The following is a 14,103-nucleotide window of genomic DNA, read 5'->3' on the forward strand; positions in this document are numbered from 1 at the left end:
GCTTAGTTCGCCGCCTTGCAGTCCTTGGCGTAGCGGTCGCCGTAATTCTCAAAGACTTTCTGAACGATCTCGGTCTGGAACTTGCCGTCCGCGCGCTTGGCGACCTTGGTCAGATAGAAATCCTGGATCGGATAACCATTGGTGTTGAACTTGAAGGCGCCGCGCAGCGAGGTGAAGTCGGCCTTTTTCAGAGCGGCCGCGACCGCATCCTTGTTGGAGAGATCGCCCTTCACGGCTTTGACGGCGCTGTCGATCAGCATCGCGGCATCATAGGCCTGGAAGGCGTAGGTGCCGGGCACGCCGTTAAAGGCGGTCTCGTAGGCGGCGACGAACTTCTTGTTCTGGGGATTGTCGAGATTGGGCGCCCAGTTCGCGCCGCCGAACATGCCGACCGCCGCGTCCTGTTGCGCCGGCAAGGTCGATTCATCCACGGTGAAAGCGGAGAGCACCGGAATGCTGTCGGCGAGGCCGGCCTGCTTGTATTGCTTGACGAGATTGACCCCGAGGCCGCCGGGCATGAACGTGAAGAGCGCATCCGGTTTCTGCGATGAAATCTTGGAAAGCTCCGGCTGGAAGTCCAGCGTGTTGAGCGGCATGTAGGATTCCTCGACGATCTCACCCTTGTAGTCGAGCTTGAAGCCGGCGACCGAGTCCTTGCCGGCCTGATAATTCGGCACCATCAGATACATGCGCTTGTAGCCGCGATCCTGCGCGACCTTGCCGAGAATTTCGTGCACCTGATCGTTCTGGTACGAGGTCACGTAGAAGAACGGGTTGCAATCCTTGCCGGCAAAAGTGGATGGGCCGGCATTGGGGCTGATCAGGAAGGTTTTCGATTCCGTCACCGGCCGGTGGATCGCCTGAAGGATGTTGGAGAAGATCGGGCCGACCACGAAGTCGACCTTGTCGCGCTCCAGAAGCCCCTTGACCTTGGTGACCGCTGCGTCCGGCTTCAATTCGTCGTCGACCACGACGACCTCGACTTCGCGGCCGCCCATCTTGCCGCCGAGATCCTTGACCCCGAGCGCAAAGCCGTCGCGAACCTGTTGGCCGAGTGCAGCGGCGGGTCCCGACAGGGTCACGATCACCCCCAGCTTGATTTTCTCCTGAGCGAGGGAAGGACTCACCGCGGTGCCAAGCAGCAAGGCGGCTGCGGCCAACGTCATTTGCGTCTTCATGATCTGTCCCCCGTGATAACAGGACTTGCGCTGCAAGCCGCTACTTCAATCCAAGTTTATGCCGATGATTGCTGCCGCGGCAAGCGAGCTCAAAGCGTCGTCATCCGGCGGGCAGCGCCGCATGCAAGTGGCGCGCCAATTATTTGAAGCCTAAAGAAATCGGCATGCGGTTGATTGTTGCGGCTTTACGCTTGCAGCCGGCGTCGATTTATTTGAAGCTCAAAACGTGGGGGATCCGTGCCGGGCGCCAATGCCGGCCGTGAGTGACTGCATCAACATGCTCGATTCCGAGACCAAGGCCGTCGAAACTCCGGAGGATCACGCCGAAGAGCTTCGGCTGTGGCTGCGCCTCTTGACCTGCACGACCCTGATCGAGGGCGAGGTTCGTGGCCGGTTGCGGCAGCGCTTCGACGTCACATTGCCCCGTTTCGACCTGATGGCGCAGCTCGACAAGGCACCCGACGGCATGACGCTGTCCGACGTCTCCAAGCGCATGATGGTCTCGAACGGCAACGTCACCGGTCTGGTCGAGCGCCTCGTGGAATCCGGTCATCTCGACCGCCGCACGTCGGAGACAGACCGCCGCGTCCAGGTGATCCGGCTGACTAAACTCGGCCGCGCCGAGTTTCGCAGAATGGCCGCGGAACACGAAACTTGGATCGCCGATCTCTTCGCCGATCTGACGCCGAAGGATGTGCGCGAATTGATGCGGCTGCTCGCCAAGACCAAGGCATCGGCGCAGAAATCGGCCGCTCGCCGCCGGGCGTAGGTCCGCGGCTGAGGCACCCACCAATCCCGTTTGCCGCCGGAAAAAGCACGGGATGCCCAAAATCCGCTATTGCGCGAAATTGCTTTAAGCCTAAAATGTTTCAGAGTGAGTGCTGCCGGGTGCTTTCCATGCTGAAAGGAGCGTGCGATGGCCAACGCCGCCAAGGTTCAAATCTCGGGCTCGCATGACGACAATGCCGCGACAGCCCATGTCGATGCGTTCGCGCGGCAGCATCTTCCGCCACGCGAGCTCTGGCCGGAATTCATCTTCACACGACCGGAACTGCAATATCCGCCCCGCCTGAACTGCGTCAGCTATTTCCTAGACCGCTGGGTCGAGCAGGGACACGGCGACGCTGCCTGCGTGATCAGCCCCGCCGTCAGCTACACCTATCGTGAGCTGCAAACCCTCGTGAACCGCATCGCCAATGTGCTGGTCGGCAAGCTTGGTCTCGTCACCGGCGGGCGCGTGCTGCTTCGCTCGGCCAACAATCCGATGATGGTCGCGACCTATCTGGCGGTGATCAAGGCTGGAGGCATTGTCGTGGCGACGATGCCGCTGTTGCGCGCCAAGGAGCTGTCCTATCCGATCCAGAAGGCGGAGATCACACTCGCGCTCTGCGACGGCAAGCTCGCCGAGGAAATGGAGAAAGCGAAAGCCGCAGCCCCCAGCCTCAAGCGCGTGGTCTATTGGGGCACCGGCAGCGGCGACTCGCTCGAGACGCTGATGGGGGATGCAAGTCCGGAGTTCAAAGCTGTCGATACTGCATCCGACGACGTCTGCCTGATCGCTTTCACGTCGGGCACGACCGGCGATCCCAAGGGCACCATGCATTTCCACCGTGACATGCTGGCGGTCTGCGATGGTTATGCGCGCAACATCTTGCGGGCGGAGCAGACGGATCGCTTCGTCGGCTCGGCACCGCTCGCCTTCACGTTTGGCTTCGGCGGCGTGCTGTTTCCGATGCACATCGGCGCCTCCTTTGTCGTTCTGGAGAAGACGGCGCCCGACGACGTTCTGAATGCGATCGAGCAGTACAAGACCACGGTCTGTTTCACGGCGCCGACCGCGTACCGGGCGATGATTGGCAAGCTTCCGGGCCGCGATATTTCCTCGCTTCGCAAATGCGTGTCCGCCGGCGAGACGCTGCCCAAGCCGACATTCGATGCCTGGCTAAAGGCGACCGGCATCAAGCTGATGGACGGCATCGGCTCGACCGAGCTGCTGCACATCTTCATCAGCGCGACCGAGGACGAGATCCGCCCCGGTGCGACGGGCAAGCCGGTGCCGGGCTATGAAGCGAAGATCGTCGACGATTCCGGCAATGATTTGCCGCCGGGGACGATGGGACGGCTCGCGGTCCGCGGGCCGACCGGCTGCCGCTATCTCGCCGACGAGCGGCAGCGCAAATACGTCCAAAACGGCTGGAACATCACGGGCGACACCTATCTGATGGATAGCAACGGCTATTTCTGGTATCAGTCGCGCTCGGACGACATGATCGTGTCGGCCGGCTACAACATCGCAGGCACGGACGTCGAGGCGGCGCTGCTCACGCATCCCTCCGTCGTCGAATGCGGGGTCGTCGGCGCACCGGACGAGGCGCGCGGCATGATCGTGAAGGCCTATGTCGTTGCCGCGCCAGGCGTAACGCCGGATGCCGAGCTCGTGGCTGCGTTGCAGGAGCATGTCAAACGCGAGATCGCGCCCTACAAATATCCGCGCGCGATCGAGTTCGTGACGCAACTACCGAAGACCGAGACCGGCAAACTAAAGCGCTTTGCCCTGCGGCAACTGGCGCAGACCGCGGTGCCGTCCTCCGGCGTCGCGGCGGAATGAGAAGGATAGAGAATTGTCAGTGACCACGCCGAAAGGCCCGCACCTCGCGGTGCTGCCGACAACAGCCGAGGATGAAACCCGCTCCAGGGCGCAGGTGCTCCAGCCGTCCGGTTGGCCGGTACCGAAAGGCTATGCCAACGGCATGGCCGCCGAGGGACGCATCGTCGTCACTGGCGGCGTCATCGGCTGGGATGACGAGGAGCGTCTCGCGGAGGGTTTTGTCGCGCAGGTGCGCCAAACCCTAGGCAACATCGCCGCGATCCTTGCGGAGGCCGGCGCGCAGCCCGAGCATCTGGTGCGCCTGACCTGGTACGTCGTCGACATGGACGAGTACCTGACGAACCTGAAAGAGCTCGGCAAGGCCTACCGCGCGATCTTCGGCGCGCACTACCCGGCGATGGCGCTGGTTCAGGTCGTCCGGCTCGTCGAGAAGGCGGCGCGCGTCGAAATCGAAGCCACCGCCGTCATTCCGCGCTGAGCCGACGGCTGGCCCAACTCGTCTTGGCGAGAGCGTCTAATCCTCAGGCTCCGCATTCGGCGCAAGGTCGGCGGAGCGGAACGGCTTGGCCTTGTCGAGTTTCCGGTAGGCGCGCGAGGCGGTCCGCAACAGTTTCTTTTCGCGCTTGCGGTTGAGGAAGCGAATGCCCGCCTCGGGAACGGCCTCGTTCAATGACGCCGCCAAGGTTTGCCCTCGCGCATCGTCATTCAATCGTCCGAGGGACTTTTGCGCCTTGCGCAATTGCTTGAGGATCGACTGCTGCTTTGTCAGCGACTCGTCTGCGAACAGGTCCTCGAGCGACTCGATCGAATAGGTCAGCCGCTTGTTGAGAAGCCGCAGCTTGTGCCGTTTCTCGACGTCGAGCTCGCGCAATTTTCGCGCTTTCTTGAGCAGCGTCTTTTCCCATTCCGTGAGTTTCGCTGTTGCGTGGTCGGCGAGCGTGCAGCGGCGTAGCCTGATAGCTTCCTTGCTGCGCCGGGTCGACCAGGGGCCGCTCTCGATCCAGGCTGACGTCTGCTCGACGAGATGGCGATACCGCGCGGATTGCAGCGCGCGCGCCAACTGGCGATGGCTCTCGGCGCGCTTCTCATCCCAGTGCTGGAGCTCGGCAATCACGGTCAACTCGCCGCCACTTTCGGCGATGACCCGTTCGATCGCCACGTCGAGGTCCCGTACCACGCCGAGCTGGCTATTCAGCCATTTCAGTTCGGTCCAGACCTCCGGGCGAAGGGCGTCATCGACCATCGGCGAGAAGAAGCGGATGGCGGTGCGCAGATGCGTCAGTGCAATCCGGATCTGGTGCAGTGCCTCGGGATCGCCGCGGCAGGTGCCGTCATGCTGGGCGCGAACGGCGGCGAGGTGACGGCGGGCGATGATCCGGAACGCCGTGTCGCAGACCATGCCGGGGCTGAGGCGGCCAGGCAGGGCATTGCGCCTCGCCGCAGGCTTGACGCGCGCGGCCGTCGAACTCGTGCTGGGTCGCGCCATTTGCAGATTGCCTTACTTGCTCTCGGCGATCGCGTCCCGGCAGTTCTGGAGCGTCTGCTCTTGCGTCCCGGATGCATCGATGGTCGCCCAACCGACATGGCCGATATTATAGTGCTCTTGCAACGCGGCAACCTCTTGCGTGGCGTCGGATGCGTCGCCCCGGCGGCCCCCGATCCGCGCCTGCCGGGTCGGGAGGTCTGCAACCAGAAATAGGCCGCTCAGCGGCACGTTGCGCTCGCGCGCCAGTGCGGCAACCGCGTCTCGTTCGTCCTCACGGGCGAACACGCCGTCGATGATCGCTGAATGGCCTTGCGCCAGCACCCGCCCGGCGTGCTGAGCCAACGTGTCGTAGACGCGGGACGTGACCTCGGGTGTGTATGCGGATGCCGGCAGCCGGTCCGTTTCCTCGACCCCTAACATCTGCTTGCGGACGAGGTCGCTGCGCAGCACGACGGCGCCCGGCTGCGGCGCAACGTCCGGCGCGAGCGCGCGTGCCAAAATCGTCTTTCCGGTGCCTGACAATCCGCCGATTGCAATCAGTCGGGGAGCGGGCGGCTGGATCAGCGCGCGGGCGAGGCCAAAATAGCGCCGTGCACCGTCGAGAATACTGGGATCACCGGAATGCGGCGGCTTCAGCCGTGCCAGCGCGACTTGGGCGCGGATCGCCGCCCGGACGGACATGAACAGCGGCAGTGCGGAGAGCGCGTCGAGATTTTCGACCGGAGTCGCGGCGAGATAGCGGTTCAGCACGATATTGGCCGCGCGTGGCTGATCGTGGTGCAATAGGTCCATCAATCCGAATGCGAGATCGTAGACCACGTCGGTGGTTGCCATCCGGGCGTCGAACTCGATCGCGTCGAACAGCACCGGCCGCTCGTCGATCGACACGATGTTCGCAAGATGCAGGTCGCCATGGCACCGGCGCACGAAGCCTTGACGGCCGCGCTCTTCGACCAAAGGCCGGAGGCGGAGGAACATTGCTTGCGAGTCTCTGCCGAGTTCTGCGATCTCTTCGGCTTCGAAATGATTGCCGGTCCGCAGGCCATTGCTGTTGCCATCGATCAGGCCGGGGATGGAGGAAACCCATGCGTAGCCGTCGGCGCGAACAGCCTGCGCATGCGAAGCCGCGATCGCGTCGGCGACAGCCGAGGCAAAAGTGTCATCCAGCGCTCCGGCCTTGGCCAAATGATCCAGCGTCCGGCTTTCGTCGAAGCGCAACATGTCGACCGCATACTCGATCGGCCGGCCGCTTCCGTCCACCTTCACCGATCCATCGGGCTCTTCCGTGATCGCCACGACGCGGTGATAGATCTGCGGCGCCAGCGGCCGGTTGATCCTGATCTCCTCCTCACACGCCGCCTTGCGCTTCTCGAGCGTGGAGTAATCGAGGAATGGAAATTGCACGGCGCGCTTGATCTTCAGAGCGCGTCTGCCTTCAAGAAAGACCGAAGCTGCGTGCGTATCGATCCGCCTCACGTTCGGATGACCCACGGAATTGGTGAGCGCCGCAAAGATCCGGTCCTGGGTCGCAGAATCGTCTGTCATTCCAGCTGGTACGTCCAGATGCGTCGGAAGGCGGTTCGCCCCGCGATCAGGGTAATCCATAGAAGCAGATCGCGGCCAGTCCTTGACTTCAGTCAACGCCTGTCTCCTTCCGGCCGGTCGAAGTTCCCGGGCTTGACGAGGATCAAGCGTCCCGACCAAAGCCAGCCTATTCTGGCGCCTGAGGAGAATCCCGATGCCGATCAAGGACGTCTTTCTGCCGCTCGTCGGCCAGCCACGCGGCCCGGCCCTTGCTGCGATCGAGAAATGCGTGGCCGTTGCCGCCGACCTCGGCGCCAGGATCACCGCGCTTGCACTTGAGGAGGATGTCTTCGTGCGGCCGAAGGTGATGCTCCCCGATGCGGCCGAGGCAAACGGGTCGGTTGGCGCGGGCGACAGTCAGCACCTCCTGGATGCGTTCACCCGCGCAACCTCCCGCACCGGCATTCGCGCTCAAAGCCGGTCGGCCAAGGTGCCGGCAGACCAGATCGCGTCAGTCCTGGCCGAACACGGGCGCTTCAGCGATCTCACGCTGCTCCCCGTGACGCCACACGACAGCCGAACCGAGCACATCATCGAGACGCTCCTGTTCGAATCCGGGCGGCCAGTGCTGCTTTGCCCGGAGCAGCATGTGGACGAACTGCGACCGGAATTCGAGAACGTCATGATCGCCTGGGATCACTCGGCGCGTGCGGCGCGGGCGGTCGGCGATGCGCTGCCTATCCTTCAGGCAGCAGCCCTGGTCCGCGTGGTGACCGTGGCGGACGACAAGTCCGACGCGATCGTGCAATCCGGCACGGCTCTGGTCAATCATTTGAGGGAACACGGGGTCTACGCCTCGTTCGAAACCGCGAAGGGCAACGGCAGCTCGATTGGCAAGGTGCTCGGAAGCTGGGCGAATTCCCATGCCATCGATGCGATCGTGATGGGCGCCTACCATCATTCGCGCCTGAACGAGATCGTTTGGGGCGGTGTGACAAAGACCGTCATTGGCGAACCACCGTGCTGGGTTATGCTCTCGTACTAGGCGGGTCGCCAGTTATCGGGCTTGATCGTCAACCATCGGAACCGCCACCGACCGGGCGCATTTGCTTTCATGTCAATCTATCGTCTGAAGAACCTGCTGTCGCCGCGTTCGGTTGCGCTCGTCGGTGCGAGCGCCCGCCCGGTCTCCGTTGGACGCGCCGTTCTGGAGAACATCCGTAAGGCCGGATTCACGGGACAGTTCGGCCTCGTCAATCCGCGCCATGCCGAGATCGGCGGCGTCGCGGCCGTGGACAGCCTCGATCAATTGCCGTTCTTGCCCGAGCTTGTGATCATCACCGCGCCGGCGCGCGCGGTTCCCGGCATTGTCGATCAAGCCGGGCGGCGCGGCTCGGCGGGTGCCCTGATTGTCTCGGCCGGGCTCGGCCACGGACCGGGGTCCCTGCACGAGGCCGCCATCACTGCGGCCCGCAAATACGGCATGCGGCTGATCGGGCCGAACTGCTTGGGCATTATGATGCCCGGCGTGAGCCTCAACGCGAGTTTTGCCGCGCACATGCCGGGGCCCGGGAATCTCGCGCTGATCTCGCAATCGGGGGCGATCGCGGCCGGCATGGTCGATTGGGCCGCGCAGCGCGGCGTCGGCTTCTCCGGCATCGTCTCGATCGGCGATCAAATCGACGTCGATCTTGCCGATCTGCTCGACCATTTCGCGATGGATCACAAGACCCGCGCGATTCTGCTCTACATCGAAGCTATCAAGGACGCGCGCAAGTTCATGTCGGCCGCGCGCGCTGCGGCGCGCGTGAAGCCCGTCGTCGTGGTGAAGTCCGGGCGAATGGCGCAGGGCGCGAGGGCGGCTGCCACCCATACCGGTGCGCTTGCGGGCGCCGACGCCGTCTACGACGCGGCGTTCCGCCGCGCGGGTGTCCTGCGGGTCTCTGATCTGCGCGAGCTGTTCGATTGCGCCGAGACGCTCGGCCGCGTCGAGTCGCCGGCGGGAAAGCGCCTCGCCATCCTGACCAATGGCGGCGGCATCGGTGTTCTCGCTATTGACCGATTGGTCGAGCTCGGCGGCATTCCGGCGACCATCTCGGCCGACGCCCGCAAGAAACTCGATGACGCGCTGCCGCCGACCTGGTCCGGCGCAAATCCCGTCGACATCGTGGGCGACGCCGATGCGTCGCGCTATGCGGCGGCGCTCGAGGTGTTGCTCGCCGATCCCGACAACGATGCGGTCCTCGTTCTCAACGTGCAGACCGCAATCGCCTCGGCTGCCGATATCGCAACGATGGTGACCGAACGGGTCAAGGCATATCGCGAGAAGCACCGCAGTTGGGCCAAGCCCGTGCTCGTCTCGTGGATCGGAGCAGACCAGAACATCATCGAAACACTGTCCGGCGCGGGCATCCCGAACTATCCGACCGAGGATGACGCCGTGCGCGGCTTCATGTACCTCGTGAGGCACCGCGAAGTCGTGGGGGAGCTGAGCCAGGTTCCACCGGCGATGCCCGAGATTTTCGTGCCGGACGCACGTGCTGCGAAGCAGATCGTAGCTGCTGCCATCGCGGACGGCCGCCAATGGCTCGAACCCGTCGAGATCAAGCACCTGCTCGAAGCGTACGATATCGCGATGGTGCCCACATACGCCGCGGCCGATGTCGAGCAGGCGGTGGCCTACGCGAAAGACATCTTTGCGCAAGGCGCCACGGTCGTGCTGAAGATCATGTCGCGCGACATCGTCCACAAATCCGATGTCGGCGGCGTCGTGCTCAATCTCACCATGCCTGAGGCGGTGCGCACCGCTGCCACCGACATTATCGCTCGGGCGAGAAAGCTGCGTCCCGAAGCTCGCATCGAGGGCGTCATCGTGCAGGCGATGGTGGTGAAGGCTAAGGCGCGCGAGTTGATTCTGGGCCTCGCCGACGATCCCACCTTCGGCACCGTCGTGGTGTTCGGCCGCGGCGGGACCGCGGTCGAGATCATCAACGACAAGGCGCTCGCGCTGCCGCCCCTCGATCTGCAACTGGCCCGCGACCTGATCGACCGCACGCGCGTGTCCCGGCTGCTTCGCGCTTACCGGGACGTGCCGGCGGTGAAGCCCGACGCGGTCGCCATGGTCCTGGTCAAGCTGGCGCAGATGGCCGCCGACATTTCCGGGATCCGTGAATTCGACATCAATCCGCTGCTGGCGGACGAAACCGGCGTGACCGCGGTCGACGCTCGCGTTGCGGTCGGGCCACCGCAACGGAAGTTTGCCGGCTCCGGCGCCGCCAACTACGCAGTTCGAGCCTATCCGTCGCAATGGGAGCGCCGCCTCAAGCTCAAGGAGGGCTGGCGGATCTTCGCGCGGCCGCTGCGTCCAGAGGACGAGCCGATCATTCACGCATTTCTGCGTCATGTCACGGCACACGACCTTCGTCTGCGTTTCTTCGCGCCGATGAAGGAGTTCACACACGAGTTCATCGCGCGCCTGACCCAGCTCGACTACGCCCGCGCGATGGCCTTTATCGCGTTCGACGAGGCGACCGGCGAGATGGTCGGCGTGGTCCGACTCCATTCGGACTCGATCTACGAGAGCGGTGAATATGCGATCCTGCTGCGGTCCGATCTCAAGGGCAAGGGGCTGGGATGGGCCCTGATGCAGCTGATCATCGACTACGCGAGATCGGAGGGGCTCAAAGCGATCTCCGGTGATGTTCTCAGGGAGAACACCACGATGCTCGAAATGTGCCGGCAGCTCGGCTTCGAGGTGAAGCCGGATCCGACCGAGCCGGATATCTGCGATGTCAGGCTGAAGCTCTGAGTGCGCCGCTACAGCTGGCCTTGAGACAGGTCAAGCCGGCCGCCCCATGCTAGCCTAGAACTGCCGGCTGAACGGGCCCCGGTTGTCCCGATGAGGTGGAATCGTGAACTCCGAACCGCTGTTGCTGGCGAGGCCCTCCGGCGAAGAGCTGAAATTGTGCCCGGAAGGGCCGTGGATTGCCGCGAACGTGTCGATGCTGGAGACGTTGTCCCGGTCGGTCGGGGCGGACGTCGATCGATCCAGAGCCGTGACGCTGGACTTGTCGGGCGTCAGTGCGCTCGACACGCTCGGCGCCTGGGTCCTGGAAAAGCTATCGCGCAGGGCCTCATCATCCGGTCGACCGGCCGAATTTGTCGGTGTCGCCGACCATTTCAGTGGCCTGATGGAGGAGGTGCGTCAGGTCAACCGCCACACGCCGCTGCCGGCGCCCGCACCCAACCCGGTTCTGCTCAGACTGAACGATCTCGGCAAGTCCGCGGTCGGCGCGCGCGAAGACGTCACGATCTTTCTCCAAATGCTGGGCGCGTTGTTCATGGCCGTGATCGGCGTGCTGCGCCGGCCGCGCTCGCTGCGGCTGACATCGCTGATCTATCAGCTCTACCGCATCGGCTGGCAGGCCATCCCCATCGTCGTGCTGATCACCTTCCTGATCGGCGCCATCATCGCCCAGCAGGGATTCTTCCATTTCCGCAGGTTCGGCGCGGAGTCCTACACGGTCGACATGGTCGGCATCCTGGTGCTGCGCGAGCTCGGGGTGCTGATCGTCGCCATCATGGTCGCCGGCCGTTCGGGAAGCGCCTACACTGCCGAGCTCGGCTCGATGAAGATGCGCGAGGAGATCGACGCGCTTTCGACCATGGGCCTCGATCCCGTCCACGTCCTGATCCTGCCGCGGGTTGCGGCCCTGGTGATTGCGCTGCCGATCCTTGCTTTCATCGGATCGATCGCCGCACTCTATGGCGGCGGCCTGGTCGCGCAGTTCTACGGCGGCATGGCGCCGGCGATCTACATCGCGCGGCTGCACGAGGCGATCTCGGTCACCCATTTCGAGGTGGGCATCCTGAAGGCGCCGTTCATGGCGCTGGTGATCGGAGTAGTCGCCTGCAGCGAGGGCTTGCGCGTGAAGGGCAGCGCCGAGTCGCTGGGACGACAGACCACGACGGCGGTGGTCAAGTCGATCTTCCTGGTGATCGTGCTCGACGGCCTGTTCGCCATCTTCTTCGCCTCGATCGGAATGTGATCATGGGCGAATCGCAAGAGCAGTTCGCGATCCGCGTCCGCGACCTCGTGGTCGGCTTCGGCCGACAGACCGTGCTCGATCATCTGTCGCTCGACGTGCGTCGGGGTGAGATCCTCGGGCTCGTGGGGGCGTCCGGTGGCGGCAAGTCGGTGCTGATGCGAACCATCATCGGCCTCATCCCGCGCCAAGGCGGGACCATCGAGGTTACGGGACGGCCAATCGGCGGCCGCACCGAAGGCGCGGCCCACGACCTGGGGCATCCTGTTCCAGCAGGGCGCGCTGTTCTCCTCGCTGACGGTCCGGCAGAACATCCAGTTTCCGCTCCGTGAAAATCTCGTCCTGTCGCAGGAGCTGATGGACGAGATCGCGATCGCCAAGCTCGAAATGGTCGGGCTGCAGGCGCAGGACGCCGATAAATATCCGGCGGAGCTATCCGGCGGCATGACCAAGCGCGTGGCGCTGGCGCGCGCGCTCGCGCTCGATCCGCCGATCCTGTTCCTGGACGAGCCGACCTCGGGCCTCGATCCGATCGCGGCGGGCGATTTCGATGCGCTGATCGGGACCCTGCAAAAAACCGTCGGCCTCACCGTGTTCATGGTCACCCATGATCTGGCGAGCCTGACAACGGTCTGCGATCGGGTCGCCGCGCTCGCCGACGGCAAGATCGTGGCGATCGGTCCGATGCGCGAACTGCTGCAATCCGAGCATCCCTGGGTGCGCGCCTATTTCCACGGCAAGCGCTCGCAGATGCTGCAACACGAGATGAGATGAGACATGGAAACCCGCGCTCCCTACGTGCTGATCGGCAGTTTCGTCCTGGCCGCGATCCTCGCGGTGTTCGGCTTCGTCTACTGGCTGAACAACACCGGCGGCATCGGGCCGCGCACGAGCTATCACGTGCAATTCCAGGGCCCGGTGCCCGGTCTTCTGGTCGGCGCCGGCGTGCTGTTCAACGGCATCCGCGTCGGCGAGGTCACCCAGCTCGGGCTTGCGCCGGATAATCCACGTTTCGTCAATGCGACGATCTCGGTTGCTTCAACCACGCCGGTGCGTGCCGACAGCAGGGTCGGGCTCGATTTCCAGGGGCTGACCGGCGTGCCGGTGGTGACGCTGGAGGGAGGCGTCATCGTCACTAAATCCGGCGAGCCCCCGACCTTGATTGCCGAGGCCGGTGCGGGCCAGAGCATGACGCAGGCCGCGCGCGATGCACTGCGGCGGGTCGACACCGTGCTGGAGGACAATTCGGGCCCGCTGAAGGACACCATCGCCAATCTCAAGACCTTCTCCGACGGGCTTGCGCGCAACACCGGCAAGATCGACGGCATTTTGGCGGGCCTGGAGAAGATGACCGGCGGCGGAACGCCGGCGCAGAAAGTCACCTATGATCTGCGCACGCCGCAGAACCTCGGTCCGGGCGGCAAGACGCTCTCGGCGTCACTGGCCATCCCCGAGCCGACAGCGGTCGCCATGCTCCAGACCCAGCGCATGCTGTTCGCGCCGGGCGGCGATAATCCGGGCTTTGCGGACTTCCTCTGGGCCGACAGCATTCCCAAGCTGATACAGGCGCGTCTGATCGACAGTTTCGAGAACTACGACATCGCCCACGCGCCGTTGCGCACGGCCGATCTCGGGCAGGCGGACTATCAGCTGCTGATCGACATCAGGCGCTTCCGCATTGCCACCGAGGGGGAGACGCGGGTCGAGATCGGGCTGTCGGCGCGGATCGTCGACAAGAACGGCAAGGTGATCGCCTCGCGTCTCGTCGAGACCAGCGAAAAACTCGACAAGATTGTGCCGGCCATGGCGGTCGCAGCGTTCGATACGGCCTTCACGCGCATCGCGAAGGAGCTGATCGGCTGGACGGTGCAGGCGGTGTGACGCCGGCTATTTCAGGGTCTTGAGGTAGGACAGGAGATCGTGGATCTGGTCCGGACTGAGCTCGAAAGCGGGCATGTCGGCGTGGCCGGTGTTGATGCCCTCAGCCAGCGCCTCCCCAAGGCTCTCGATGGGATAGCGCTGGTGCAGGGCCCGCAGCGGCGGTGCGATCTTGAGCGGACTGTTCGACGCACGGTCGATCGCGTGGCAGCGCGCGCAATGGGCTCGCGCAAAGGCCTTGCCGCGTTGTTCGGCGGTCGGGGCAGCCAGGACAGGCGTCATCAGAAGCAACCCGATCAACCCGTGACGCAGCATTCCTTGCAGCATGTAAAGTGACCCCGTTTAAGTCTGGGAGAAGAATAGGGCGGGGATTCCCTCCAAAAT

11 protein-coding genes and 1 pseudogene are annotated in these 14,103 nt (G+C 64.1%); 8 read left to right on the plus strand and 4 right to left on the minus strand.

The features are described 5' to 3' along the window. Nucleotides 1-2: 2 nt before the first annotated feature. Complete coding sequence (locus IVB13_RS09050) at nucleotides 3-1,178, minus strand: ABC transporter substrate-binding protein (RefSeq protein ID WP_247297006.1); 1,176 nt, start codon at nucleotides 1,176-1,178, stop codon at nucleotides 3-5. Between the two features lie 250 nt (nucleotides 1,179-1,428). Between IVB13_RS09050 and IVB13_RS09055 the strand changes: the two genes are divergently transcribed. The 3 genes from IVB13_RS09055 to IVB13_RS09065 all read left to right on the plus strand — a co-directional run bounded on the left by IVB13_RS09055 (nucleotide 1,429) and on the right by IVB13_RS09065 (nucleotide 4,264). Beyond that, nucleotides 1,429-1,947: a MarR family transcriptional regulator gene (locus IVB13_RS09055; RefSeq protein ID WP_204511875.1), complete on the plus strand. Its 519-nt coding sequence runs from the start codon at nucleotides 1,429-1,431 to the stop codon at nucleotides 1,945-1,947. Between the two features lie 147 nt (nucleotides 1,948-2,094). Further along, the gene (locus IVB13_RS09060; protein ID WP_247488489.1) at nucleotides 2,095-3,786 is read left to right on the plus strand and encodes a benzoate-CoA ligase family protein; all 1,692 of its coding nucleotides are present in this window, start codon (nucleotides 2,095-2,097) and stop codon (nucleotides 3,784-3,786) included. 13 nt (nucleotides 3,787-3,799) lie between these two features. Beyond that, entirely contained in the window at nucleotides 3,800-4,264 is a 465-nt protein-coding gene (locus IVB13_RS09065) for a RidA family protein (RefSeq protein ID WP_201263214.1), read from the plus strand. Between the two features lie 36 nt (nucleotides 4,265-4,300). On the opposite strand, the gene IVB13_RS09070 is transcribed toward IVB13_RS09065, so the two are convergent. Both IVB13_RS09070 and IVB13_RS09075 read right to left on the minus strand, forming a co-directional pair. Further along, on the minus strand, nucleotides 4,301-5,272 hold the full coding sequence (locus IVB13_RS09070; RefSeq protein WP_247335197.1) for a CHAD domain-containing protein: 972 nt from the start codon (nucleotides 5,270-5,272) through the stop codon (nucleotides 4,301-4,303). Between the two features lie 12 nt (nucleotides 5,273-5,284). Further along, nucleotides 5,285-6,817 carry a bifunctional aminoglycoside phosphotransferase/ATP-binding protein gene (locus IVB13_RS09075; protein ID WP_247488491.1) on the minus strand — a complete coding sequence of 511 codons (1,533 nt, stop codon included), beginning with the start codon at nucleotides 6,815-6,817 and terminating at the stop codon, nucleotides 5,285-5,287. 193 nt (nucleotides 6,818-7,010) lie between these two features. On the opposite strand from IVB13_RS09075, the gene IVB13_RS09080 reads away from it, so the two are divergent. From IVB13_RS09080 to IVB13_RS09100, 5 genes and pseudogenes are all read left to right on the plus strand, one after another. After that, complete coding sequence (locus IVB13_RS09080; protein ID WP_247488494.1) at nucleotides 7,011-7,841, plus strand: universal stress protein; 831 nt, start codon at nucleotides 7,011-7,013, stop codon at nucleotides 7,839-7,841. 69 nt (nucleotides 7,842-7,910) lie between these two features. Further along, on the plus strand, nucleotides 7,911-10,604 hold the full coding sequence (locus IVB13_RS09085) for a bifunctional acetate--CoA ligase family protein/GNAT family N-acetyltransferase (RefSeq protein WP_247488496.1): 2,694 nt from the start codon (nucleotides 7,911-7,913) through the stop codon (nucleotides 10,602-10,604). A 103-nt stretch (nucleotides 10,605-10,707) separates the two neighbouring features. Beyond that, the gene (locus tag IVB13_RS09090) at nucleotides 10,708-11,844 is read left to right on the plus strand and encodes an MlaE family lipid ABC transporter permease subunit (protein ID WP_247488498.1); all 1,137 of its coding nucleotides are present in this window, start codon (nucleotides 10,708-10,710) and stop codon (nucleotides 11,842-11,844) included. Between the two features lie 2 nt (nucleotides 11,845-11,846). Then, nucleotides 11,847-12,615: pseudogene (locus IVB13_RS09095) on the plus strand (ATP-binding cassette domain-containing protein). 3 nt (nucleotides 12,616-12,618) lie between these two features. After that, a complete protein-coding gene (locus tag IVB13_RS09100) occupies nucleotides 12,619-13,722 on the plus strand; it encodes an MlaD family protein (RefSeq protein WP_247384093.1) in 1,104 nt (367 codons plus the stop codon). 6 nt (nucleotides 13,723-13,728) lie between these two features. Here IVB13_RS09100 and IVB13_RS09105 read toward each other — a convergent pair whose 3' ends face one another. Next, complete coding sequence (locus tag IVB13_RS09105) at nucleotides 13,729-14,046, minus strand: cytochrome c (protein WP_247335182.1); 318 nt, start codon at nucleotides 14,044-14,046, stop codon at nucleotides 13,729-13,731. Nucleotides 14,047-14,103 lie beyond the last annotated feature (57 nt).

Origin of the sequence: Bradyrhizobium sp. 17 (genome assembly GCF_023073515.1) — a bacterium.
In the GTDB taxonomy this organism is placed as follows: Bacteria; Pseudomonadota; Alphaproteobacteria; order Rhizobiales; family Xanthobacteraceae; genus Bradyrhizobium; species Bradyrhizobium canariense_D.

Excerpts from the sequence above, each read along its gene's own strand:
- IVB13_RS09070 (WP_247335197.1), bottom strand. The coding sequence starts at position 5,272 with ATGGCGCGACCCAGCACGAGTTCGACGGCCGCGCGCGTCAAGCCTGCG.
- IVB13_RS09080 (WP_247488494.1), top strand. The coding sequence starts at position 7,011 with ATGCCGATCAAGGACGTCTTTCTGCCGCTCGTCGGCCAGCCACGCGGC.
- IVB13_RS09085 (WP_247488496.1), top strand. The coding sequence starts at position 7,911 with ATGTCAATCTATCGTCTGAAGAACCTGCTGTCGCCGCGTTCGGTTGCG.
- IVB13_RS09055 (WP_204511875.1), top strand. The coding sequence starts at position 1,429 with ATGCCGGCCGTGAGTGACTGCATCAACATGCTCGATTCCGAGACCAAG.
- IVB13_RS09060 (WP_247488489.1), top strand. The coding sequence starts at position 2,095 with ATGGCCAACGCCGCCAAGGTTCAAATCTCGGGCTCGCATGACGACAAT.
- IVB13_RS09100 (WP_247384093.1), top strand. The coding sequence starts at position 12,619 with ATGGAAACCCGCGCTCCCTACGTGCTGATCGGCAGTTTCGTCCTGGCC.
- IVB13_RS09105 (WP_247335182.1), bottom strand. The coding sequence starts at position 14,046 with ATGCTGCAAGGAATGCTGCGTCACGGGTTGATCGGGTTGCTTCTGATG.
- IVB13_RS09050 (WP_247297006.1), bottom strand. The coding sequence starts at position 1,178 with ATGAAGACGCAAATGACGTTGGCCGCAGCCGCCTTGCTGCTTGGCACC.
- IVB13_RS09075 (WP_247488491.1), bottom strand. The coding sequence starts at position 6,817 with ATGACAGACGATTCTGCGACCCAGGACCGGATCTTTGCGGCGCTCACC.